Below are 23,745 nucleotides of genomic sequence, written 5' to 3'. Positions count from 1 at the left end.
CGTCCGGGCGCCGGGGTCTGCGAAATCGCCCGGCCGAAGCACGTCGCGGAGATGTACGTGACCGCCGACACATGCCATGCTGACGCGCATGGACGTCGAACGACCGAAGCTCGAAGGTACGGTCGCGGTCGGAAACGGTCGCCGTCTCGGTTTCGCCGAATTCGGCTCCGCGCAGGGACGCGCGGTGTTCTGGCTGCACGGCACCCCGGGAGCGCGCCGCCAGATCCCCGTCGAAGCCCGCGCCTTCGCCGAACGGGAGAACATCCGGCTGATCGGGATCGACCGTCCGGGGATCGGGTCGTCGACCCCGCACCTGTACGAGAACGTCCTGGCCTTCACCGACGACCTGGAGATCATCGCCGACACCCTGGGCGTCGATCGGATGGCGGTTGTCGGCCTCTCCGGCGGCGGTCCCTTCACGCTGGCGTCCGCGTACGCGCTGCAGGATCGGGTGGTGGCGGCCGCAGTGCTCGGCGGTGTCGCCCCGGTGGTCGGTCCGGAGGCGATCAGCAGTGCGCTGATGCGACTGGGAACGTTCGTCGCGCCGGTCCTTCAGGTGGCGGGCGCCCCCATCGGTACCGCACTGAGCGCCGGTATCCGGCTGGTCCGGCCCTTGGGGTCGCCGATCATCGACCTCTACGGACGACTCTCGCCGGAGGCCGACCGCCGTCTGCTCGCGAGGCCGGAGTTCAAGGCGATGTTCCTCGACGACCTGCTCAACGGCAGCCGGCACCGCATCTCCGCGCCGTTCGCCGACATCGTGGTGTTCACCCGCGACTGGGGCTTTCGCGTGTCGGACGTGAAGGTGCCGGTCCGCTGGTGGCACGGCGACAGCGACCACATCATTCCGTTCGAACACGGCCTGCACATGGTGGATCTGCTGCCCGACGCGGAGTTCCATCATCTGCCGGGTGAGAGTCATCTCGCCGGTCTCGGTGCCGCCCAGGAGATTCTCACGACGCTGATGAAACTGTGGGACGACGCGGACGCCGGCCGGTAGAGGTGCCGGACGGCGCCTACCGCGACCGCTCGAGGACGTCGAGCAGCGCGCGCAGTTCCGAGGCGTCGACCTGCCCGGGTGCCGATGCCGTGCCCACCATCCCGAAGGTCGCGGCGGAACCGAACACCTGACCGGCGAGCCGGGAGACCACCCCCAGGCCACCCATCGACATGGTGATCAGCGGGCGATCCGCGTACTCCTCGTGCATGATGCGTGTCGCATCGAGCAGGGTGAGCACGTCGACAGCGGACCGGGGCATCACCGCGATCTTGCAGATGTCCGCTCCGAGTGCCTGCATCGCACGCAACCGCGAGACGATCTCGTCTTTCGAGGGCGTGGCATCGAAATCGTGGTTGGACGCGACCACCGCGACGTTCCGAGCATGGGCGGACGCGACGATCCGCTTCACCGCGCGGCTCTCGCGCCGGTACTCCACGTCGATCAGATCCACGACACCGCTCTCCGCGAGCGCGATCGCCAGCTCGGCGTACGCGTCGTCGCCGGAGGTGGCCTGTCCGCCCTCGTGCGCGGTCCGGCAGGTCGCGAGCAGCGGCGTGGCACCGAGGGCGCCGGCGAGCGCGTGCGCCTGGGCGACCACCGACGCGGTGTCCTCGAGGGTGCCGAAGAAGTCGACCCGCCACTCCACGACATCGGCGACCTGCCCGGACAGTGCCTCGACCTGCGCGTGCAGCTCGTCCGGGGTCCGGCCGGTGACGGGCACGATGATCTTGGGTGTGCCCTCGCCGATCGTCACGTCCTTGACGCGGACCGGTGTGATGCTCCGACCCATGTGTCGCCTCCCGTTGCCTGCCCGCCGCGGCATGTCGCCTCTGGGCGTCCATTCGATCACGTGAGGTTCCGCGCGCTGCGCCGGACCTCTCGGTCCCTGGCGTGCGGAACCGGCCGCTACGAGCCCGGTGACGCCGGTGGTTCCGTCCGGTCGCCGGGGGCGGACACCGCCACGGTGTCGTGTTCGGCGGACGCCGTGCGCGCTGCTTCCGCGTCCTTCGCGCTGATCGCTTCGCCACGCGCCACCATGCCGGCTTCGTCGGAGAGCGGGATCTCCTTCAGGAAGCAGGCCAGGACGATGGCGACGATCAGGAACGGGATGAGGTACCAGAAGACGGGGGCGAGCGAGTCCGCGTAGGCGTCGACGACGCCCTGCCGCACCTCGTCGGGCAGTGCCTTCATGATCGCGGGGTCGAGGGTGGCGGTGGCCTGTCCGGCCTGCTCCGGATCGGCCCCCGCGGTGGTGAACACGTCGGTGAGCTTCACGGACAGCTGGTTGGTGAAGATCGTGCCGAAGATCGCGACACCCAGCGCGGCGCCCACCTCGCGGAAGTAGTTGTTCGAGCTCGTGGCGGTACCGATCTCGTCGACCGGCACGGCGTTCTGGACGACGAGGATGACCACCTGCATGATCAGGCCGAGCCCGAGTCCGAAGACGAAGAGCATCGAGCAGATCACCCACAGTGGTGTGCTGCCTTGCAGGGTGGTCAGCCACAGCATCGCCAGCGCGGTGATCGAGGCCCCGGCGATCGGGTACATCTTGTAGCGCTGCGTCTTGGTGATCGCGAGGCCCGAGCCGATCGAGGTGATCAGGAGGCCGACCATCATGGGCAGCAGCAGCAGGCCCGATACCGCCGCGGAGGTGCCGGACGACATCTGCAGGAACGTGGGCATGAACGCGAGCGCTGCAAACATACCGAGACCGAGCACGAAACCGATCGCGGTCGCGTTGACGAAGATCGAATTGCGGAACAGCGACAGCGGGATGATGGGGTCTTGTGCCCGGGATTCGACGAGCACGAACAGGCATGCCATGGCCAGCAGGCCGATGCCGAATGCCCAGGTGAGCGGGTCGCTCCAGCCGCGGTCCGCGTCGCCGCCGAAATCGGTGAAGAAGATCAGGCAGGTCGTCGCGAGCGACAGCGTGATCACACCGAGAATGTCGATGCGCTTGGTGGGCTTCTTCGTCGGCAGCGTGAGCATGAACCACGAGATCAGCAGCGCGACGATGCCGACGGGAATGTTGATGTAGAAGCACCATTCCCACGTCAGGTGATCGACGAAGAACCCGCCGAGCAGCGGGCCACCGACGGCGGAGAGACCGAAGATCGCGCCGAGCGGACCCATGTACTTGCCACGTTCGCTGGCGGGAACGATGTCGGCGATGATGGCCTGCGACAAGATCATCAGGCCGCCGCCTCCGGCGCCCTGCAGAGCGCGGAAGACCACGAACGTCCAGAAGTCGTCGGTGAACGCGCAGCCCGCCGACGCGAGGGTGAAAATCGCGATGGCGATCATGAACAGGTACCGGCGGCCGAAGACGTCGCCGAACTTGCCGTAGACGGGCATCACGATCGTGGTGGCGAGCAGGTATGCGGTGGTGATCCACGCCTGGTGCTCGACGCCGCCGAGCTGGCCCACGATGGTGGGCATCGCGGTCGAGACGATCGTCTGGTCGAGGCTCGCCAGCAGCATGCCGGCGATCAGGGCCGAGAAGATGATCCAGATTCGGCGTTGGGAGAGAACCAGTGGTTCTGCGGTAGAGGTCACCGTATTCCTGTCGGGTCGTCGAGGTCGAGAGGGTGTTCGAGCAACCGCTGGGCACATCCGATGTCGCGTTCGAGCAGGTCGCGGAACGGTGGGCTGTCGGGCGTGCGGAAGAACTCGTCGACGGCGTCGTGAATGAGACCGGCGACGAATCGCACGGTGACGCGGACGAAGGGGTCGTCGGCGGAGAGCCCTTCGCGTGCGGCGATCAGTTCGGCGAAGTCCTGCTGGTGCGACTCGCCCAGCGACATCATGCGGGCGAGCAACTGAGGTTCGCTGCGCACGATCTCACAGCGGAGTCGATGTTGTTCCCGAGTGAAATCGTTGCGTTCGAACAGTGCAACGGCGAGCCGCGCGATATCGCGCAGCAGGGCCGGCGAGGAGCCGGGCCCGGTGCGGTCGCCCCCCGCCACGAACTCGTCGCGGTCTTCCGGGGCGAGTGCTGCAGGCGGGTTGCCGAGCACCGCATCCTCTTTCGAGGCGAAGTAGTTGAAGAAGGTTCGCCGCGACACGCCGACGTGTTCGCACAGTTCCTCGACGGTGAAGCCGGCGAGACCCCGACGGGCGGTGAGTGTGCGTGCGTGCTCGACGAGCGCGGCGCGTGTGCGCTGCATGCGACGGGTCCGGGCACCCTCGTCGATAGAAATTGCACTCTCGGACACGGAGTGCATTTCTACCACCTCCGCCCCGCAGTCGCACCCTCGCGTCAGTCGAGCCAGGACCTGACCGGCGGCTTGACCCACATGATCTTCTCGTCGGGGTGGGTGCGCGTGGCCGAAGGATGATCCGGGTGCTCGTGCGCCCATGCGGTCTTCTCGTCGAGCAACTGCGCCACGAGCGCCCACGTTTCCATCGTGCGCGGCGGGTGGGCGTCTGCGGCTCGTGCCAGCCGCCTGCGCGTGTCGTCGGACATGGCCAGCAACTCCGCGCCGGAGACACCGCGGTTCCAGGTGTAGCGGGCGAGGCCCACCGCCTTCTCCCGGCGATTCTTCTCGGCGCGGTCGGTGTGGGCGAAGTCGGCGCTCGTCATCCACCCTCCTGCTTCTCCGTGTTCGGTGGCCGTACGGCCACGATGGTCCCGTCCAGTCTGCATATTCTCGCGCACCGGCGACACCTCACCGCACCCTTGACAGACCTCACGCACGCGGCCCACGCTCGACGGACGACACACCGAGGGGGTGGCCCCGTGTCCGCACAGGCCGCGTTGCCGGAGGGAACCCCGGACTCTGTCGTGGCACAGGCCCAGCGCGCTCCCCGCCCGCCGGTCTTCGATCCGACCGCCGGTATCGCCGTCGACCGCCCGACCCCGCGCGGGGTTCCGCCCCATCGGCTCGTCGCCGTCGGCGACTCGCTTCTCCAGGGATTCCAGAGCGGTGCGATCTACCGGACGGAGGTGTCGGTACCCGCGATCGTCGCCTACGAACTGGGCATCCTTGCGGCCTTCCGGTATCCCCGCTTCGGAGGACCCGGGGGGCTGCCACTCAACGTCGAATTGTTGTTGCGCCGGCTCGAGGATCGATACGGGGGCCGTCTCGACGTGTGGGAACTTCCGACGGCCTTGTTCGCTGTGCGCGGGTTCATGGACGAGGTCGAGGACTACTGGGAGCGCGGCCCGGGTGCCGAGGCGCCGATCGTGGCCGGCTACAACCACAATCTCTCCTGCTACGGCTGGGATCTGCGGGACGCGCTGGAGAAGACCGCGGCACACTGCGAACGTGCGCTCGCGACCCCGCGGGACAACCTCGTCGACCAAATCGTCGAGAACAATGCGGAGCGCGCCGCTCTCAGGGTCTATCCGCGCTGGGACGAGCAGCGTCGTCACGAGACCGTGTTCGACGCCGCGCGGGCGCTCGGTGCCGAGCACGACGACGGCACCGATGCCGGTATCGAGACGCTGGTGGTCTTCCTGGGCGCCAACAACGCTTTGCGCGCCGCCACCGAACTGCGGGTCGTGTGGAGCGGTGAGGACTTCCGGCAACTCGAGCGCACCCGCGACGCCACGATCTGGACACCGGAGCACTTCGACGCCGAATTCGCCGAGGTCGTGGCGCGACTCCGGACGGTCGAGGCTCGTCACATCATCCTGTGCACCGTCCCGCACGTCACCATCGCGCCGATAGCCCGGGGGATCGGCACGAAGTCAGGGTCACCGTACTTTCCGTACTACACCCGGCCCTGGATCGACGAAGGCCGCTTCGACCCTGCTCGCGACGAGCACCTCACGGGTGCGCAGGCGTACGCGGTCGACACCGCGATCGACCTCTACAACATCACCATCACGGAGGCAGTCGCCGATGCTCGCCGGGACGGTCTCGACTGGTACCTGCTCGACTCTGCGGGAATCCTCGACCGTCTGGCCGCGCGCCGCTACGTCGATGATCTCGCGGCGCGTCCGGAGTGGTGGACTCCGTATCCGCTGCCGCCGCTGCTCGCCGCTCTCATGCCCGTCCCGGACACCCGGTTCCTGTCCGCGGACGGGAACGGCGGACGCGCCACGGGCGGCGTGTTCTCCTTGGACGGCGTGCATCCGACGACTGTCGGCTACGGCATCCTCGCGCAGGAGATCGTCGACATCATGGTGCGAGCCGGCGTGGAGTTCCGGCATCCCCGCGGTGCGGTGCGCGAGGGTCGCGTCGAAGTGGATTTCGCCCGGTTGCTCCGCAACGACACCCTGGTGCAGGCGCCTCCGCAGAATGTCGACTCGTCGCTGTCGGTGCTCGGTTGGGCGGACCAGGTTCTCGATCTGTTCCGGATTCGGTGGAACCTGGGGATCTGACCGGTCAGGTCAGGTTCACTACATGTTCCTGTGCCGCGAAGGCGGCCTGTAACTTTTTGCGGGACAGCCCTTTCGGTCCGCACGCGCATCCGGACGGAATGCCGTCGTCCTCGAACTGCGTCGCCTCGAGCGTGTCGACGAACTCGGAATGGAGCTTGTCGCCGTGGTGACCGGTCGCTTCACGGTCGCGGTTGCCACGCCCGCCCGGTCCGCTCTTGGACACGACCACCGGGCCCGCGGAAGTCTCGTACACGGCCGCGATGGTGTGGCCGGCGGGACACCGAACCTTCAATGCCGCCTTTTCCGTGCGATTGGGACCTAATTCCTTCACAGCCGCCAACGCCAATTTCCGGCGTTCGGTGGGGGGTGTCGTGGCGATATCCATGCTCCTATTGCACCTCAGATCCATTCGTTCCACAGGGCTTCCGGTCAATCGGACGGGGCGAACTCAGATGATCTCGTCGGTGAGGTGGTGGAGGGTGCCGAACCGGTGTGCCGTGATCGATACCGATTGTTCGAGAAGGAAGGGCAGCATCTCCACCCGACCGGACTCGGTCACAGGGTGATCCCAGACCGGCACGTCGCAACGGCCACCGAGGCGCTCTGCGACAGTGCGGGGCTCTCCACCGATCATCCGGACGCGCACCGAGTCGCCGGAGCAGATCCGATCCAGCCACTCCGCGTCGGTTTCGGTGACGCTCGTGTCGATCATCTGCCCGGTTGCCGACAGGACGGCGCGTGGAATCTCAAGAGCGGAAGACACTTCCACTTGCGCACCGGTGCGTGCCGCCGCGCCGAGTACCCTCACGAAATCTACCGGGTTTCCGTCCTCGCCGAGTCGGACGCACACCCGCGCCGGGAGATAACGGAAGAGGTTCCGCTCCACGACGAGGCGGCTGACATCCTTCGGGACGCCGAACTCCGAACGCCATACGCGGGCGTCATCGGCGAACGCCCGGCGCAGCATCCCCGAATCGGTGCCGGTCCATTCTCGGGACGCAGTCAGGAGACGGCCGACGACCGCCTCGGTGGCTCCGTCGGCAGCAACGGCGTCGACGGCCTTGTGCGGCAGCGACTCCCATGAACCGAACCCGAAGAGGTACTGGGGACCGCCCGCCTTGAATCCCGCGCCGACCGACGACTTCTTCCAGCCGCCGAACGGTTGCCTGCGCACCACAGCACCCGTGATCCCGCGATTGACGTACACGTTCCCGGCCTCGACGCGGCCCAGCCAGCGGGCGATCTCCGCGGTGTCGAGCGAATGCAGACCGGCGGTGAGCCCGTAGTCGACTTCGTTCTGGATGTCGATCGCCTCATCGAGGTCCGCCGCGGTCATGATTCCCAGCACAGGACCGAAGAACTCGACCAGATGCGTGCGCGACCCGCGTTGCACGCCCTCTCGCACGCCCGGAGTCCACAACCTGCCCTCGTCGTCGAGCCGACGCGGTGCCGTCAACCACGATTCGCCCGGTTCCAGTGTGGTGAGGGCGTCGAGCAGCTTCCCGTGCGCAGGTTCGACGAGCGGCCCCATCCGGGTACGCGGGTCGTGCGCCGGCCCGACAGTGAGCGACGTGACGGCGTCGACGAGCTGGTCCCGGAACCGCCGTGACGATGCCACCGACCCGACGAGGACGACGAGCGACGCAGCCGAGCACTTCTGCCCCGCATGGCCGAACGCCGACTGCACGATGTCGCGCACCGCGGCGTCGGGATCGGCGCTCGGTGTCATCACGATCGCGTTCTTGCCGCTGGTCTCGGCCATGAGCCGAAGTCCCGGGCGGAACGATCGAAATCGCTCTGCGGTCTCGTAGGCACCGGTGAGCACGACCCGGTCGACGCGAGGATCCGAGATCAGTTGCGTGCCCAGCGAGCGTTCTCCCAGGTGGACGAGGTGGAGCACGTCGCGCGGCACCCCGGCTTCCCACATTGCCTCGGCGAGTACGGAACCGCAGCGTGCGGTCAGGGCGGCGGGCTTGAGCACGACCGCCGACCCCGATGCCAGCGCCGCCAGCGTCGACCCTGCCGGGATCGCTACCGGAAAATTCCACGGCGGCGTGACCACGGTGAGCGCCGAGGGCACGAAGCGGGCTCCGTCCACGGCTGCGAGATCGCGTGCCCGGTCGGTGTAGTAGCGGGCGAAGTCGATCGCCTCGGAGACCTCCGGGTCGGATTCGTCGAGAGTCTTGCCGCCCTCGGCCGCCATGATCTCCAACAGGTCGGCGCGACGCGCCTCGAGTCTCCGCGCGACCCGTTCGAGCACCGTAGCCCGGTCCGCGGCACTGCGCGCCCCCCAGCCCCGCCCTGCGTCCGACGCTGCCGCCACGATGGCGTCGAGCCGGTCGGACGACGTCACCGTGTGCGCGCGAACGAGGTCCGAGCCGAGGCGGGAGGAGGGAACCCGTTCGAGGATCGCCCGCCCCCAGGCCAGATTCCGGGGCAGCGACGGGTCGGTGTCCGCGGTGTTGAAGAAGCCCTCGCCGTCCGCGGCGTCCGGAACCTCGTGGCGGTCCTGTCGCCGATTCGGCTCAGGGACTCGTTCGTCGAGCGCAGCGACCGAATCCCGGAATCGCTGCGCTTCCCGCTCGAACAGCGACGGATCCTCGCGCAGATCGAACACGGCCGACATGTAGTTGTCCTGGCCCGCGCCTTCTTCGAGCCTGCGCACCAGGTACGACAGCGCGACGTCGAACTCCTCGGGGTGCACGACGGGGGTGTAGAGCACCAGACCACCTACGTGGCGGCGCACCACGTCGGCCTGGTTCTGCGCCATGCCCAGGAGCATCTCGAAATCGACACCGTGTCGCACGCCGTGTCTGCCTGCCAGGAGCCAGGCGTAGGCGATATCGAACAGGTTGTGCCCGGCGACCCCGATCCGGACGTTGTCGATCCGTTGGGGTGTCAGCGCGTAGTGCAGCAACCGCTTGTAGTTCGTGTCGGTGTCCTGTTTCGTGCTCCAGGTAGCGAGCGGCCAGCCGCGCAGCGCCGCCTCGACGCGTTCCATCGGCAGATTTGCACCCTTGACCACGCGCACCTTGACGGGAGCGCCGCCGCGGGCACGCCGGGCGGCAGCCCATTCCTGGAGCCGGATCAACGCGGCGAGCGCATCGGGAAGATAAGCCTGGACGACGATGCCGGCCTCGAGGTGCAGGAACTCGGGCAGGTCCAGCAGTCTCGTGAAGACCGCGATGGTCGGTTCGAGGTCGCGGTATTCCTCCATGTCGAGGTTGACGAACTTGGGTGGGGCCGACTGTGCCGCGAGCCGATACAACGGCGTGAGCCTCTCCACGATGTCGGTGACGGCCTCGTCGAACCCCCACGCGGCGTGCGGGGCGATGGTGGCGGAGACCTTGATCGACACGTAGTCCACGTCGTCGCGCGCCAGCAGCGTCCGTGTGCCTTCGAAGCGGCGGGCCGCTTCCTTGTCGCCGAGCACCGCTTCCCCGAGCAGATTGAGGTTCAGCCGCACACGACGGCGCCGGATCACGGCGAGGGCACGTCCGAGCCGCCGGTCGGTCGCATCGACGAGCAGGTGCCCGACCATCGCCCGCAGCGCACGGCGCGCGACGGGTACGACGAGGTGGGGGAACTCGGGACCGAGCGTGCCACCGGCACGCAACGCCAGTCGCAGATGAGAGGGAAGGAAGGAAGGTACCTCGCGGGAGAGTTCGGCCAGGTTGTGCGCCGCGACCGTCGGGTCCTCCGGACGGATCACCCCGTCGACGAAACGGACGGTGAAGTCGAGGCCGTGCGGATCCTTCAGCACACCCGCCAGCTGGCGGCCTGCCCGGTCGGGAGTCGAGGTGGCGGACTCTTCGATCCAACGGCGGGCGAGCGTGACCGCATCGTCTGCGATCGCCCCGGGTGGATACGGTGCGTGCGTGCTCTCCGTCATGGCTGCACTCCGATCATCGACCGCCCCCACGGTGGCACGGGGCGGTCCGGCTCCGGACGGCTAGCGTTTGCGGAGCCCGTCGAGCATCAAGGTCAAGCCGCCGCCCAGCATCCAGACGTCCTTGGCGAGCGCCAGTCCGTCCTGGGTGGGGCGCGGGTCCCCTTCCTCGTGCATGCCGGGGGTTTTCCAGTACATCGCCATCATGCCGCCGCCGAAGGCCGTCAACGCCGCGCCCGCCAGGAAGGACGGAACGACGGGTGCCAGTAGCGCTGCACCGATCCCGATTTCGGCGGTCGACAAGGCCGTACCGAACGTTGTCGGACGCCACTGCTTGACGAAGGGGAACGCCTGCGAGGCCATGCCCTGCAGTGCCTCCGCATTCTCAGCGGGAAGATTCCGTTTTCCCAGTCCCGAGTTGAGGATGAATGCACCGGTGGCAACTCGGAGCGGGATATGAGCAATTCGCACGACGAACCTCCGTGGTCGGCTTCGATGCTGCTCGCCAATCTACCGACTGCGAGTCGAATGCGTTTGATCTCCGAAGGCTTCGGGCATACCGGACAGGACAACGAGCGCAGGTTGATGAGCATCGGGTGGGCGAGCGAAGCCGGCCGCGCGGTGCCGGAGGATGGGTGGACAAGTGACAGGGCAAATTTCGACTTCGAGGGGCTCCTCGGTAACGGGGCGGCTCTCACGGAATCATTGGTTCGAGCGACTCGCCCGCGCGGGTTACGTCGGTAGTGGGCTGGTGCACCTGCTGGTGGGCTACCTCGCGATCCGCGTTGCCCTGGGCAGCAACGAGGAGGCATCACAGTCGGGCGCTCTGGCCGAAATCGCGGCCAAGCCCGGCGGCAAGTTCCTGCTGTCCGTCCTGTGCGTCGTGCTCTTCGTATTGGCCCTCTGGCGTCTTGCGGAGGGTGTGCTCGGCGGGGCGGCGCACTCGTCGTCGGCCGGCCAGGACAAAAAGGACGAGACGTTCGGCCGGATCAAGGCCGTCGGTGTCGCTCTCGTGTACTTCGGTCTGGCCTTCACGGCATTCGGGTATGCGCGTGGTAGCGGCAAGTCGAGCGGTGAACAGAGCTCCGGTATCACCGCGCGTCTCCTCGAGTCCGGCGGCGGAAAGTTCCTGCTCGTCGTTGCTGCTCTCGTGATCATCGGTGTCGGCCTCTACCACATCTACAAGGGCGCGACGAAGAAGTTCGTCGAAGACCTGAAGGGCAACACGAGTTCGTTCGTCCGCGGACTCGGGATGGCCGGTTACATCGCCAAGGGTGTCGCCGTCACGCTGATCGGCGGTCTCGTGATCGCCGCGGTCTTCCAGGCCGATCCGGAGAAGGCTTCCGGTCTCGACGCCGCGTTGAAGACGCTGGGTGCGCAGCCGTTCGGGGTGTTCCTGCTCATCGCGGTGGGACTCGGGCTGATCATGTACGGCATCTACAGCTTCGTCCGGGCACGCGACGCGAAGATGTGATGCGTGCGGCGGCCGAAGCCGCCACGAACGAGAACGCTCGACCGGGTCGGCCCCGGTCGAGCGTTCTTTTTATGCGTGCGCCCGGATCGAAGGGCGGCGGATCCGCAGGTGTACTGCGGTCAGAGGTCGAATTCTGCCGGGTTGATGCCGACCGCATGCGCCGCGCCCCGCACCGCGGCCTTCTCATGATCGTCGAAGAATCCGTCGGCACCGCCGATGATGATTCCGATCTGGATCACGGCACGCGCTTGATCCTGCTTGGCCTTGAGCTTCGCGATGGTGGCTGTGGCCTCCACCTTCCCGAAGTCGAAGTCGGACTCGAGCTTGCTGCAGTACCAGTCGAACTTCTCACGAAGTTCGGAGGGCGGGAAGACCGACAGGACGTCGTTGCTCATGATGAGCGCGGCGGTCTTCTGCCGCTCGCTCGGATCGATACTGCCGTCGGCAGCCGCGATCAGCGCGCACATGGCCATGCTCGCGTTCGCGAATTCCTTGTTCCGGAACTGATCGCTCTTGGTCTTGAGCTGACCGCTCAGTTCGGTGGTCTTGGCCTTGAGTTGATCCCAGAACGCCATCGTTGCCTTTCATAGATGAAACCGTCGAAGTCCACTCTGCCATCACGGCGAACATCCCTGCTCCAACGAGCGGCTGTCTACGGTGGAAAGAAGTCGGGCGCACGGCTTCGGCCCGATCCAACGGAAAGGTGCAGCGATGAGGGCATGGCAGTTCGAAGGATCCGGTAAACCGATCGCATTGAACGAGGTACCGGAACCGACGCCGGGTGCCGGAGAGGTCGTCATCGACGTCAAGGCTGCGGGCTTGTGCCACAGCGACATCATGTACATGGAGGTCGGGGAAGGGACCATGCCGTTCCTGCCGATGACCCAGGGGCATGAGAATGCCGGGGTCATCAGCGCCGTCGGTGACGGGGTCGAGGGCTGGAAGGTCGGCGACGTCGTGGGCGTCTGTTCCTCCGGAGTGCGCCCGCCGCTCGGGATGTTCACGCCCGGTGGGTTCGCCGACAAACTCGTCGCCGATGCCCTTGATCTTGCCCGTGTGCCGGAGGGGCTCGACCTGTCGCTGGCGGCCCTCGCGACCGATGCGGGAATGACGTCCTATCACGCGATGATCAAGGTCGGCCACGCCAGCACCGGAATGAAGGTCGGTGTCATCGGGTACGGAGGACTGGGCCAGATCGGTACTCGCGCTGCGGTACTCGCGGGCGCCGAGGTGCATGTCGCCGAAACCAAGGAATCCGTGTGGGATCTGGCCCGGGCGGCAGGCGTCGCCGATGTCGTGGGCGATGCCTCCGAATGGGCCGGCAAGGGTTTCGATCTCGTGGTCGACTACGCGGGCTTCGACACTACGCAGAAAGCTGTCGACGCCGTGAAGCGAGGGACCGGAACGGTCGTCCAGGTCGGTCTGGGGCTCCCGACCTTCACCATCCAGTCCGCGTCGATTCTCGGCAAGACCCTCGTCGGTTCGCTGGGAGGCACGGTTCAGGACATCGAAGAGGTGTGCGGCCTGCTGCTCGATCGTGAAATCGAACCGGCCTATACGGACATCGCGTTCGAGGAGATCGGGGCGGGCCTGGAACGGCTGCGTCGCAACGAGGTGTCCGGCCGCCTGGTCGCACGTTTCGGCGATTGACCTGAGCACCTTCGCTTCTCGGAGCGTCGGCGCGGGTCGTCGATCAACGTCCCTCGGGGCCGAGTTCGACGATCCGACCGGCGATCCGGGCCACCGGCGTGTTGGACTCCTGCGACAAGGCGACCAACATTTCGAACGCGCGCTCGGCGTCGACGGAAAAGCGTTCCATGATCATGCCTTTGGCCTGGCCGATCAGATCCCTCGACGCGACTGCGGACTGCAGTTGCAGTTGCCGTCGTGCCGCCACGAGCGCGATGGCAGCGTGCGCAGCCAGTACTTCTCCCAGATGCAACGACTCCGCATCGAAGACGTGTGGCTGTCCCGCGAAGAGATTCAACGCCCCTACCTGATCGTCACCGGTGTAGAGCTGGAACGACAGCACGCTCAGTACCCCGGCCTCGACTGCCAGTGGAGAGAACGTCGGCCACCGCGACTCCGTCGACAGATCGTTGCTGCGGGTGACGATTACGTCTTCCGCCGCGTCGATGCACGGTCCCTCCCCGAGTCTCGCCTGGAGCGAATCGATCCGAGAAGGGGTCTGTGAGGTCGCCGCATGCGATACGAACTTGTTGCGGCCGGTGACGGTGAGGATGTCGGCACATTCCGCACCAGGGATCAGGTGCACCGCGGCTGCGGTGATATGCCTCAGCGTGCTGTCCAGATCGGCACCCTGGGAATCGAGCGTACGGGCGAACTGGGCCATGGCGCGGCCGAGGCTGTCGTGATCGAACTCGTTCATCGGATGCCCCTGCCCGGTCGACGGCTCGGCGTGCCGTGAGGTGCGCATCGAGACGCCGGTTGCGCCTCCGCGCAGTGCGCGTCGTCAGGTCCACACTAACCCCGCGCTTCGGCTGCGACCCCTGGGTTCCTGTATCCCTCTCTGCCGCAACATATGAACTCGCCGAGGCGCCCGGAAGGAAGGCCGCGCGGAACCATTGCACCTACAACCGTATGGTTGTACGTTGAGAGTCGTGAACGGAGACGACGAGGACCGGGCCGACGCCCTGTTCCACGCACTCGCAGACCGCACCCGCCGCGACATCATGCGGCGGGTGCTGGCAGGAGAGCGCTCGGTCTCCGCACTCGCGGCGCACTACGACATGAGTTTCGCCGCGGTCCAGAAGCATGTCGCCGTGCTGGAGAGAGCCGGTCTGCTGACCAAGCGTCGCAGCGGCCGGGAGCAGCTTGCCAGAGGCGACGTGGAAGCGGTGCGGTCGGTGGCCTCGATGCTCACCGAGCTGGAACAGATCTGGCGTGGCCGTATCGCGCGCATCGACGAACTGATCGCGTCCGACTCGACCCAGGAGGAATGAGTCATGCCTGTGACAGACATTCGCAAGGACACCGAGAACCTGAGCCTGACGATCACCGCGGACTTCGCCGCACCGGTGGAGCGCGTCTGGCAGATCTACGCGGACCCGCGTCAACTGGAAAAGGTCTGGGGGCCTCCGGAATATCCCGCGACATTCGTGGACCACGACCTTTCGCCCGGGGGACGCATCACCTACTTCATGTCCGGTCCCGAAGGGGAGAAGTACCCGGGATACTGGGAGGTCACCGCGGTCGACGAACCGACGAGTTTCTCCTTTTCCGACGGATTCGCCGACGCGGATTTCAATCCCGATCCCATCCTGCCGGTGTCGGTGAACGTGTACACCTTCACCGAGCACGACGGAGGCACCCGGGCGACGTACGTGAGCACCTACGAGTCGGCGGAAGCACTCGAGAAGGTTGTGGACATGGGGATCATCGAGGGCTCCTCGTCAGCGATCGGCCAGATCGACGATCTGATAGCTGCCTGAACCACCCGGAGGCCGTGCGCCCGCTCGAACCGGATCCGGTTCGAGCGGGCTGCTGCCGTCCTGAGCGAGCACAACCCCCGGCGACGTGCCGGATACGCCGTGTCGGCGCTGTCGAGCGCTCCCTCTTCATCCGAAACCGCGGAGCCGGGGATTCATCCGGCATACGGTCGTAGGGGCGCCCGATGTCCCGGAGAATCGAGAGACACCCATGACGACCCTGCAATCCGCCGCTTCTTCTGCGACACCCGGCGTGCAGCGCGTCGGACTCCGCTTGTACCTACTCGCGATGATCCTGGTCGAGATCTCGGCGTATCGGACAGGTAGGGGCACAGCGCTGATCGTCGCCCTCGCTGTGGCGATCGCGTTCGTCGCACGCGGAGTCTGGCTGCGCCGTCCCGTGACCCGGATGCACGCGGCAGCGGCCTTGCTGTGTCTGCTGGTAGCCGGTCTCGCGTATGCCTGGGGACACAGTCATGTCGCGTTCGTCGCTATCGCGGTGTCGGGGCCCGTGCTGGTGCTTCCCGTGGCGAGCAAGCCGGAGCCGGAGGAGGAGGGTCGGATCGCCTCGCTCGTGCGGGAGTCCAGCGGCGACCCTTTGGCGCCGTTCGCGCTCAATTCGACCAAGTCGTACTTCTACAATTCCGGCCGCACCGCCGCGATCGGGTATCGGACCCGCGCCGGCATCGCGGTGGTGTCGGGCGACCCGGTGGGCCACGCGCCGGCGTTCGACAACCTGCTGTCGGATTTCTCGCACTTCGCTGCCGACCGGGGATGGCGGGTGGCTGTTCTCGGGGCCAGTGAGACCACCGCCCGGTTGTGGCAGGCGGGCGGTCGGGGTCGCCCGCGCCTGAGGTCGGTGTGTATCGGGTGCGACGTGGTCGTCGACGTCGGACACTTTTCCCTCGTCGGCAGGCGTTTCCGCAATCTGCGCCAAGCGGTACACCGCAGCCAGAACGCGGGAGTCACCACCGAGATCGTCGCGGAGAGAGACCTCTCCCCGGAAGTGCGCAGTCAACTGCTCGAGATCGTGTCCCACGCTCGCTCCGGCCACCAGCGCCGGGGGTTTTCCATGATCCTCGACCATCTTCTCGACGGGACGTACCCGGACATGATGATCGTCATCGCACGCGACCGGGACATGGTTCCCGTCGGGTTTCAGCGCTACGGCCTTGCGCATCACGGTGACGAATGGAGCCTGGACGTACCGTGGCGCAGTCCGCGGGCACCGAACGGCACAGACGAGCGGATGGCCGTCGAGGTCATCGACCACGTCCGGAGCGCCGGCGGAACGTCGGTGTCGCTGGCATTCGCCCCGTTCCCGGACCTGCTCGGCCCGAACGGCACGGGCCGGTGGCGGGCGGCGGTGCGCTTGGTGTTCCGCCTCGGAGACTCGGTCATCGCACTCGAGTCGCTGTATCGGTATCTGGACAAGTTCCACGCAGGAGCGGACCGGCGGTTCGTCCTGTTCAAACTGCGGTACCTCCTGCCGGCAGCGTTCGCGATGCTGACCTTCGAATTCGTTCCTCACCGCGAATACAGCGCCCCCGCGACACCCGGCCGTAGTCCCGGCCTACCGCGCTAGCGGACACGCACGGGCTCACGCTGTGCCGGACACCCGTGCGAGGAAAACGTAACGCCGCGTTTCTCCGATCGGCACCATGCCGGACACACACTGCCGACACGCTTGCCCGGCACTGTCCGACCAGGAGGTTGATGTGTCCTACGTTCCCCCCGCCGAACTCGCTCGCTCGATGGTCGACGCCGGCCAGAGCAAGGTCCTCATGTCCACTCGGGACACGCTCATCCGTTCCTACATGGGCGGTGCGATCCTCGCGCTCGCGGCCGCCTTCGCTGTCACGGTCACCGTGCAGACCGGCAACGCACTGCTCGGCGCGGTTCTCTTCCCGGTCGGCTTCTGCATGCTGTATCTGCTCGGATTCGACCTGCTCACCGGGGTATTCACGCTTGCTCCGGTCGCCTACATCGACAAGCGTCCCGGCGTGACGGCAGGTGCGGTCCTCCGCAACTGGGGTCTGGTGTTCCTCGGTAATTTCGCGGGCGCGTTCACGGTCGCCGTGATGATCACCTACATCCTCACCTACGGGTATTCCATCCCGCCGAACGATGTGGCCCAGCAACTCATGCACATCGGTGAAGCGCGCACCGTCGGTTACGCCGAGCACGGCGCGGCAGGCATGATGACCCTGTTCCTGCGCGGCGTGCTGTGCAACTGGATGGTGTCCACCGCTGTGGTTGCCGCGCTGATGTCCAAGAGTGTTCCGGGCAAGGTCCTGGTCATGTGGATGCCGATCATGTTGTTCTTCTACATGGGCTTCGAGCATTCGGTGGTCAACATGTTCCTGTTCCCCTCCGGATTGCTGCTCGGCGGCGAATTCTCCCTCGGCGATTACCTCGTATGGAACGAAATCCCCACGGTCATAGGTAATCTCGTGGGAGGAATCGTTTTTGTCGGCGCCGTGATCTACGTGACCCACATGCGCACCGCTCCCAAGCGGGGAGCGGGAACCGACACAGAAACCGCCGAATCGGAACTCACGCCGGCCTGACCGGGCATCCGTCCCGACAGCAGCGGGCAGTTCGCCCGCTGCTCCGACAACGACATCGACAGGGAGTACCCATGAACCCCATTCTTCCGAAGGCCGACGCTGCCGCAATTGTCGACGCGGCCAGAATCCGGCAGGGACTCACGTGGGCGGACCTCGCCGAACACCTCGGCACCCCGCTGGTGTGGACGACAGCCGCCCTCCTCGGGCAGCATCCGCTCAGCCCGGACCAGGCGCGGCTCGTGTGTGAACGACTCGAGTTGAACGACACCGTCGCCGAAAGTCTTGCACTGCAACCGCACCGCGGTTCCTCACCCGAGGTGATGCGCGATCCGACGATCTACCGCTTTTCCGAAGCGCTCTCGGTGTACGGACCGGCGCTCAAAGCGCTCATCCACGAAGAGTTCGGTGACGGCATCATGAGCGCGATCAACTTCACCGTCGACATCACGCGACGTCCCGATCCGGACGGTGACCGCGTCGTTGTCACCTTCGACGGGAAGTTCCTGGACTACCGCTGGTAAGCCGCCCAAGGGTTGAAGGTTCGCAACGTAGATCGGGAGAGTGTGCACGTCTGTCTCGCGGACGCTTTGCCGGTTTCGGTCCGTTTCGGTTTCTGCTGATTTGGTTCTTTCCCGATTCTCCTGTTTCCCGCCGCGATACGATTGCATGCCATAGGTGCCTGGAACTGTAAGGAACAGGTATGGCTGTCCGGTCGAGGTTCGGTCGTACTGTCCCATCCGCATTCTGAGGGGGAGTCATGTCCGAACCGGCCGATCCCACCGACTTCCGCGGACGCGGTGTCGGCACCAGCGATTCGATCTCGGCCAATCCGGTGTTCGAGCGGCCAGGAGAGGCCACTGAACTCCCGAAAAACCGTATGCCGCAGTCGGAGTCGTATCCCGACACCGCCTACCAAATCGTGCACGACGAGGCGATGCTGGACGGCAACGCGCGCCTGAATCTGGCCACGTTCGTTGGCACGTGGATGGACGACTTTGCCGTTCGTCTCTACACCGAGTCCGCCGACAAGAACATGATCGACAAGGACGAGTATCCGCAGACGGCGGCCATCGAAACACGGTGCTGGACAATGCTTGCCGATCTGTGGAGCGCGGCCGATCCCGACAACGCCATCGGAACGTCCACGATCGGTTCCTCCGAGGCGTGCATGCTCGGCGGGCTGGCACTCAAGCGGAGGTGGCAGAAGCGCCGGCGCTCCGAGGGCAAATCCACCGAGGCGCCGAACCTCGTGCTCTCGAGCGCTGTTCAGGTGTGCTGGGAGAAATTCTGCAACTATTTCGAAGTCGAAGCACGGTATGTACCCATCACCATGGAGCACAGAACCCTCGACGGGCACGAACTCGACAAGTATGTGGACGAGAACACCATCGGCGTCGTTGCCATCATGGGCGTGACCTATACCGGAGCGTACGAACCTGTTGCCGAGATCAGTGCGGCACTGGATCGCATCGCCGCCGACACCGGCGTCGATGTCCCGATCCATGTCGACGGCGCGTCCGGAGCGATGATCGCGCCCTTCTGCCAGCCGGACCTGGTGTGGGATTTCCGGCTCGACCGGGTGGCGTCGATCAGCACGTCGGGCCACAAGTACGGCCTCGTCTATCCGGGCGTGGGCTGGGTGGTCTGGCGGAACAAAGCGGCGCTACCGGACGAACTGATCTTCTACGTCAGTTACCTCGGCGGCAGCATGCCGACCTTTGCGCTGAACTTCTCACGTCCGGGCGCGCAGGTGCTGTTGCAGTACTACATGTTCCTTCGCCTGGGGTCCGACGGTTACACGCGAGTCCAACAGGAGTCGCTGGCAGTCGCGCAGTATCTCGCGCAGGAAATAGCCAAGCTTCCGGCATTCGAACTGTGGAACGACGGCTCCGACATTCCGGTGTTCGCGTGGATGCTGAAAAAGGGTTACACCGACAAGTGGACCCTCTACGACCTGTCGGACAGGTTGAGGATGAAAGGGTGGCTCGTACCCGCGTATCCCATGCCCGACGACCTCGCGGACGTCACGGTGCAGCGGATTGTCGTCCGCAACGGTTTGAGTCACGACCTCGCCACCGCGCTTCTGGCCGAGATCAAGACCGAGGTCGACTTCCTCGATCGGCTGGAGACTCCGATTCCACGTGAAGGTCAGCCGGTGCTGTTCCACCATTAGTCGGCCCGCTCGTCGCTGCGGAAGCGACGCACCATGGCGTTGAGCGGAACATCTCGCGAAGGGAGCGGGTAGCAACTGCATACCGATCCGTGACCGAGAAGCCTGATATCCCGACACCTCGTGGTCGAGGATGGAGACACGACGCCGGGAGAAGGATGCACGCTCTTCGGGTTCGGGGAGCATGCGGGCTCTCGGGGTCGAACGGCTCGTGGATGTGCGGGCCCGCCCACCACAGGAGAATCGCGATGAAAGCAGCAGTCGTCACCGATTTCACAGCACCGCTCGAGATCCAAGATCTGCCCGTGCCCGACCCCGGACCCACCGACGTGCTGGTGAAGATGGAGGTCAGCGGTCTCTGCCACACCGATATCCACGCCGCACACGGTGATTGGCCGGTCAAGCCGTCGCCGCCGTTCGTGCCCGGTCACGAGGGCATCGGCCGTGTCGAAGCGATCGGGTCGGAGGTGACCGATCGCGCGGTGGGGGACCGGGTTGCTATCGCGTGGCTCGGATATGCGTGCGGCGCCTGCCGATACTGCATCTCCGGCTGGGAGACGCTCTGCGAGAACCAGCGTAATTCCGGGTACTCCGTGAACGGGAGTTTCGGTGAGTACGCCGTTGTCCCTTCTGCTTTCGCGACCCCCGTTCCCGATGGCGTGTCCTCCGTGGATGCGGGTCCGCTGACATGCGCCGGAGTCACGACCTACAAAGCGGTGCAGGTGGCGCAGGTGCGTCCCGCCCAGACCGTCGCGGTCTTCGGCATCGGCGGACTGGGCCACCTGGCGGTGCAGTACGCCAGAATCGCAGGTGGCTTCGTGATTGCGGTGGACGTCTCCGACGACAAGCTCGAGATGGCGCGGCGTCTCGGCGCAGACCACGTTGTGAACGCCAAGGCAGAGGATCCGGTAGAGGCGATTGCCCGGCTCGGTGGAGCGGATGTGGCTCTTGCGCTGGTGGCCTCGGCCGCGTCCTTCCAGCAGGCCTACGCCTCGCTGCGTCGAGGCGGGCGACTCGTGTGCGTGGCGCTGCCGGCCGGTGATGCGTCGCTGCCGGTGCCGATCTTCGACACGGTGCTCGGCGGAAAGTCCGTCATCGGCTCGATTGTGGGGACGCGCAACGACTTGGCCGACGTCTTCGCGCTGCACGCAGCCGGGCGCACCCAGGTCATCTCCGAAACGCGTCCCCTGGAATCGGTGAACGAGTCCATCAGCGATGTGCTGAGCGGAGCCGTGCCCGCTCGTGTGGTGTTCGAGTTCTGACCGCGCGCTGCCCATGCGCTGAGCGGGTCCAGCGTTGAAGGTTCGAGGACGAAGACGGCCCCGGCGACGCGATGCGTCGGCCGGGGCCTTCGTTTCTGAGCCGATGACGGGAATCGAACCCGCGTATTCAGCTTGGGAAGCTGATGTTCTACCATTGAACTACATCGGCACGCTGGGCTTTTGCCGGTTTTCACCGGCTCCGCTCGAGCTAGGAGCAAACTTTAGCAGACTCCCCGATCGGTCGCTGCACCCCTACACGAGGGTCTGTCCCTTCCTGATCCGCCGGCGCGTATCGGCGAGAAGGACGCGGTACGGCAGTTCGCGCAGCGCGACCGGCAGTCGCTTGTTCAGCGCGCCGAGCGCCTTCATGAGCCGTTCGAAGCGCCGTTGATCGCGGGGCGCCCACGCCATGAGCATCTCGTCGCGGAACCGCTGCGGCAGGTAGCCCGCGGTGAAGAACAGGTTGAGCCGGCCGAACAGGAACGGGATCGGTTGGGGCAGGAATTCCATGCGCGCGATGGACAGCAGGTGCTCCCGCACGACCGGGTCGATGCGGACGTTCTCGAGTCCCTCCTTCCAGTACTGCTCGAAGGCGTCGCGGTCCTTCGGCCATTTGGACTGAGGGACCTGCAACGTGGTCCCGAAGGCGGCTCCGCGCTGGTAGAAGTAGTCGACGGCGTCCTCGGGGATCGGCCCGTAGAGGGAACGGTGGACATCTTCGAAGCCGCGGTAGATGCACGCGGCGACCCACAGTTGCAGTTCGTGGTCGAAGGCGTTGTATTTCACGGGACTGGCGGCGGTCGACCGGACCTGAGCGTGGGCCTTGTTCACGCCGTCGCGGAAGAGCCGCTTCTCGTCGTCGGTGCCTCGTGCCGCGACCGCCAGGTAGGTGAGGGTGGTGCGGGTGCGTTTGAGGGGGTGATCGAACAACCGCCCGGATTCGACGCGGCTCTCGAAGACGCCGTAGCCCACCTGGGGCCAGGAGAGTTGCATGATGATGTTCGCCGCACCCGCGGCGAGCCCGAGACCGTCCATGGTGTCGTCCAGACCTGCGGGTTTCTCGAGGATCGTCATCGTGCTCCTTGTCGGCCGACTCAACTGAACACGAATGTACTCAGATATGCGCGTCGCGTAAAGAGGTCTGAGAAGATGGGCGCATGGCAACAGGACGGCTCTACGGCGGACGCGCGGGTGAGGAACGGCAGGCCGATCGCCGGGCTCAGCTCATCGAAGCCGGGCTCGACATCCTCGGTGGAGCCGACGGCGAACCCGTTTTGTCGGTCCGCGGCGTCTGCAAGCGGGCGGCCTTGGCATCACGGTACTTCTACGAGAATTTTGCGGACCGCGACGAGCTCACCGGAGCGGTGTACGACTACGCGGTGCAGCGGATCGCGGAAAGCACTCTTGCCGCGGTCGTCGGTGCGCAGCCCGGCGACGACCGCGCGATCGTCCGCGCCTGCGTCGAGAACATCGTCCGCGAGATCGGCGAGGACCCGCGGCTCGGGCGGATGCTGTTCTCCGTGAGCCAGGCCAATCCCCAACTCGCCAAGCGACGCCTCGCTTCGACGCGAATGTTCGCCGGGCTCGTCACCGCCCAGGCCGAGAACATCTACTCGATCACTCACACACCCCGCCTCGACCTGGCCGCGCACTATGTCGTCGGGGGGCTCGCGCAGGCGATGACCGCGTGGCTCGACGGCACGGTTCCCCTGGACGCAGACGACGTGGTCGAGCAGTGCACCGAACTGCTGCTCACGATGTCCGCACAACTCCGGCAGGACGCGGAGAGCTGACGACGTCTTCGTCGCCGATCTTCGGTGGTTGTTAACCTTTACCCCGTGCTCCTCTCCGATCGTGACATCCGCGCCCAGGTCGCCTCCGGGCATCTCGGTATCGACCCCTACGATCCGGAGCTCGTGCAGCCGTCGAGTGTGGACGTCAAACTCGACAGCCTGTTCCGTGTCTTCAACAACACCCGCTACACCCACATCGACCCCGCCAAGCAGCAGGACGAGCTGACGACGCTCGTGCAGGTGCCGCAGGGAGAGTCGTTCGTCCTGCACCCCGGCGAGTTCGTGCTCGGATCCACCATGGAGCGGTGCACCCTGCCCGATGACCTCGCGGGCCGCCTCGAGGGCAAATCGTCACTCGGGCGTCTCGGGCTGCTGACCCACTCCACGGCCGGCTTCATCGACCCCGGATTCGACGGTCACATCACCCTCGAACTGTCGAACGTCGCGAACCTGCCGATCACGCTGTGGCCCGGGATGAAGATCGGCCAGCTGTGCCTGTTCCGTTTGACGAGCCCCGCCGAGAATCCCTACGGCAGCGCAAAGGTCGGATCCAAGTATCAGGGGCAGCGTGGCCCGACGCCGTCGAAGGCGTATCTGAACTTCGTTCACGAACATCCCGACGCCCGTCCCAGCTGAGCGCGGCGCGGAATCGCCACGCCGCCGCTTCCCGTGGACGACAGGAATGCGATCGGAGAGGCGGGCTTCGCGGTCGGCCTTCGCCGCACCATGTCACGGCTGTAACGGGCAACCTCCCGATTTCGATGGCTCGATCGGGAGGGAACGGACGAAACGGAAGGTCGTGAGTG

Annotated in this window: 23 protein-coding genes and 1 tRNA gene; 13 read left to right on the top strand and 11 right to left on the bottom strand. The window is 66.1% G+C overall.

The features are described 5' to 3' along the window. The first annotated feature begins 88 nt into the window (after positions 1 to 88). A complete protein-coding gene (locus HF886_RS02590) occupies positions 89 to 1,000 on the top strand; it encodes an alpha/beta hydrolase (protein ID WP_169622162.1) in 912 nt (303 codons plus the stop codon). A gap of 16 nt (positions 1,001 to 1,016) precedes the next feature. Here HF886_RS02590 and aroD read toward each other — a convergent pair whose 3' ends face one another. From aroD to HF886_RS02570, 4 genes are all read right to left on the bottom strand, one after another. Then, complete coding sequence (aroD, locus tag HF886_RS02585; protein WP_169651466.1) at positions 1,017 to 1,790, bottom strand: type I 3-dehydroquinate dehydratase; 774 nt, start codon at positions 1,788 to 1,790, stop codon at positions 1,017 to 1,019. Positions 1,791 to 1,906: 116 nt separating this feature from the next. Continuing rightward, positions 1,907 to 3,559, bottom strand: a complete 1,653-nt coding sequence (locus HF886_RS02580; RefSeq protein ID WP_296550462.1) for an MDR family MFS transporter — start codon at positions 3,557 to 3,559, stop codon at positions 1,907 to 1,909. Continuing rightward, positions 3,556 to 4,170 (bottom strand): TetR/AcrR family transcriptional regulator, encoded by a 615-nt coding sequence (locus HF886_RS02575; protein WP_206038466.1) that lies wholly within the window; start codon positions 4,168 to 4,170, stop codon positions 3,556 to 3,558. Before HF886_RS02575 ends, HF886_RS02580 begins: the two co-directional genes overlap by 4 nt. A 92-nt stretch (positions 4,171 to 4,262) precedes the next feature. Then, positions 4,263 to 4,586 carry a hypothetical protein gene (locus HF886_RS02570; protein WP_169651464.1) on the bottom strand — a complete coding sequence of 108 codons (324 nt, stop codon included), beginning with the start codon at positions 4,584 to 4,586 and terminating at the stop codon, positions 4,263 to 4,265. Between the two features lie 156 nt (positions 4,587 to 4,742). Here HF886_RS02570 and HF886_RS02565 point away from each other — a divergent pair, with 156 nt between their 5' ends. Further along, entirely contained in the window at positions 4,743 to 6,332 is a 1,590-nt protein-coding gene (locus HF886_RS02565; protein WP_346765191.1) for a hypothetical protein, read from the top strand. Between the two features lie 4 nt (positions 6,333 to 6,336). On the opposite strand, the gene HF886_RS02560 is transcribed toward HF886_RS02565, so the two are convergent. The 3 genes from HF886_RS02560 to HF886_RS02550 form a co-directional block, all read right to left on the bottom strand. Beyond that, a complete protein-coding gene (locus HF886_RS02560; RefSeq protein WP_240952518.1) occupies positions 6,337 to 6,585 on the bottom strand; it encodes a hypothetical protein in 249 nt (82 codons plus the stop codon). 195 nt (positions 6,586 to 6,780) lie between these two features. Further along, entirely contained in the window at positions 6,781 to 10,224 is a 3,444-nt protein-coding gene (locus HF886_RS02555; protein WP_169651463.1) for a bifunctional proline dehydrogenase/L-glutamate gamma-semialdehyde dehydrogenase, read from the bottom strand. Positions 10,225 to 10,284: 60 nt separating this feature from the next. Continuing rightward, entirely contained in the window at positions 10,285 to 10,692 is a 408-nt protein-coding gene (locus tag HF886_RS02550; RefSeq protein WP_169622169.1) for a hypothetical protein, read from the bottom strand. A gap of 172 nt (positions 10,693 to 10,864) precedes the next feature. Here HF886_RS02550 and HF886_RS02545 point away from each other — a divergent pair, with 172 nt between their 5' ends. After that, a complete protein-coding gene (locus HF886_RS02545; RefSeq protein ID WP_346765192.1) occupies positions 10,865 to 11,695 on the top strand; it encodes a DUF1206 domain-containing protein in 831 nt (276 codons plus the stop codon). Positions 11,696 to 11,814: 119 nt separating this feature from the next. Here the strand turns inward: HF886_RS02545 and HF886_RS02540 are convergent, their stop codons facing one another. Then, a complete protein-coding gene (locus HF886_RS02540; protein WP_169622171.1) occupies positions 11,815 to 12,270 on the bottom strand; it encodes a TerB family tellurite resistance protein in 456 nt (151 codons plus the stop codon). Positions 12,271 to 12,406: 136 nt separating this feature from the next. Here HF886_RS02540 and HF886_RS02535 point away from each other — a divergent pair, with 136 nt between their 5' ends. Beyond that, positions 12,407 to 13,345 carry a zinc-binding dehydrogenase gene (locus HF886_RS02535; protein WP_169651462.1) on the top strand — a complete coding sequence of 313 codons (939 nt, stop codon included), beginning with the start codon at positions 12,407 to 12,409 and terminating at the stop codon, positions 13,343 to 13,345. Between the two features lie 43 nt (positions 13,346 to 13,388). Here the strand turns inward: HF886_RS02535 and HF886_RS02530 are convergent, their stop codons facing one another. Then, positions 13,389 to 14,084, bottom strand: a complete 696-nt coding sequence (locus HF886_RS02530) for a GAF and ANTAR domain-containing protein (protein ID WP_169622173.1) — start codon at positions 14,082 to 14,084, stop codon at positions 13,389 to 13,391. A 232-nt stretch (positions 14,085 to 14,316) separates the two neighbouring features. Between HF886_RS02530 and HF886_RS02525 the strand changes: the two genes are divergently transcribed. The 7 genes from HF886_RS02525 (at position 14,317) to HF886_RS02495 (ending at position 21,146) form a co-directional block, all read left to right on the top strand. Continuing rightward, positions 14,317 to 14,658, top strand: a complete 342-nt coding sequence (locus HF886_RS02525; RefSeq protein ID WP_169622174.1) for a metalloregulator ArsR/SmtB family transcription factor — start codon at positions 14,317 to 14,319, stop codon at positions 14,656 to 14,658. 3 nt (positions 14,659 to 14,661) lie between these two features. Beyond that, entirely contained in the window at positions 14,662 to 15,147 is a 486-nt protein-coding gene (locus tag HF886_RS02520; protein WP_169651461.1) for an SRPBCC domain-containing protein, read from the top strand. Positions 15,148 to 15,355: 208 nt separating this feature from the next. Beyond that, positions 15,356 to 16,729 (top strand): phosphatidylglycerol lysyltransferase domain-containing protein, encoded by a 1,374-nt coding sequence (locus tag HF886_RS02515; protein WP_240954837.1) that lies wholly within the window; start codon positions 15,356 to 15,358, stop codon positions 16,727 to 16,729. 133 nt (positions 16,730 to 16,862) lie between these two features. After that, the gene (locus HF886_RS02510) at positions 16,863 to 17,714 is read left to right on the top strand and encodes a formate/nitrite transporter family protein (protein ID WP_169651460.1); all 852 of its coding nucleotides are present in this window, start codon (positions 16,863 to 16,865) and stop codon (positions 17,712 to 17,714) included. A gap of 71 nt (positions 17,715 to 17,785) precedes the next feature. Next, positions 17,786 to 18,235: a cyanase gene (cynS, locus tag HF886_RS02505; protein WP_169651459.1), complete on the top strand. Its 450-nt coding sequence runs from the start codon at positions 17,786 to 17,788 to the stop codon at positions 18,233 to 18,235. Positions 18,236 to 18,471: 236 nt separating this feature from the next. Beyond that, positions 18,472 to 19,887 (top strand): glutamate decarboxylase, encoded by a 1,416-nt coding sequence (locus HF886_RS02500; protein WP_169651458.1) that lies wholly within the window; start codon positions 18,472 to 18,474, stop codon positions 19,885 to 19,887. A 245-nt stretch (positions 19,888 to 20,132) separates the two neighbouring features. Next, a complete protein-coding gene (locus HF886_RS02495) occupies positions 20,133 to 21,146 on the top strand; it encodes a zinc-dependent alcohol dehydrogenase (RefSeq protein WP_169651457.1) in 1,014 nt (337 codons plus the stop codon). A gap of 98 nt (positions 21,147 to 21,244) precedes the next feature. Here the strand turns inward: HF886_RS02495 and HF886_RS02490 are convergent. After that, a tRNA-Gly gene (locus tag HF886_RS02490) sits at positions 21,245 to 21,315 on the bottom strand. 83 nt (positions 21,316 to 21,398) lie between these two features. Continuing rightward, a complete protein-coding gene (locus HF886_RS02485; protein WP_169651456.1) occupies positions 21,399 to 22,220 on the bottom strand; it encodes an oxygenase MpaB family protein in 822 nt (273 codons plus the stop codon). Positions 22,221 to 22,303: 83 nt separating this feature from the next. Between HF886_RS02485 and HF886_RS02480 the strand changes: the two genes are divergently transcribed. Both HF886_RS02480 and dcd read left to right on the top strand, forming a co-directional pair. Continuing rightward, on the top strand, positions 22,304 to 22,939 hold the full coding sequence (locus HF886_RS02480; RefSeq protein WP_169651455.1) for a TetR/AcrR family transcriptional regulator: 636 nt from the start codon (positions 22,304 to 22,306) through the stop codon (positions 22,937 to 22,939). A gap of 45 nt (positions 22,940 to 22,984) precedes the next feature. Then, positions 22,985 to 23,575 carry a dCTP deaminase gene (dcd, locus tag HF886_RS02475; RefSeq protein ID WP_169618873.1) on the top strand — a complete coding sequence of 197 codons (591 nt, stop codon included), beginning with the start codon at positions 22,985 to 22,987 and terminating at the stop codon, positions 23,573 to 23,575. Positions 23,576 to 23,745: the final 170 nt, after the last annotated feature.

This window comes from Rhodococcus sp. 105337 (genome assembly GCF_012844225.1).
In the GTDB taxonomy this organism is placed as follows: domain Bacteria; phylum Actinomycetota; class Actinomycetes; order Mycobacteriales; family Mycobacteriaceae; genus Rhodococcus.
The sequence above is the reverse complement of the archived record's forward strand: the minus strand, read 5'-3'. Positions and strand labels throughout refer to the sequence as shown.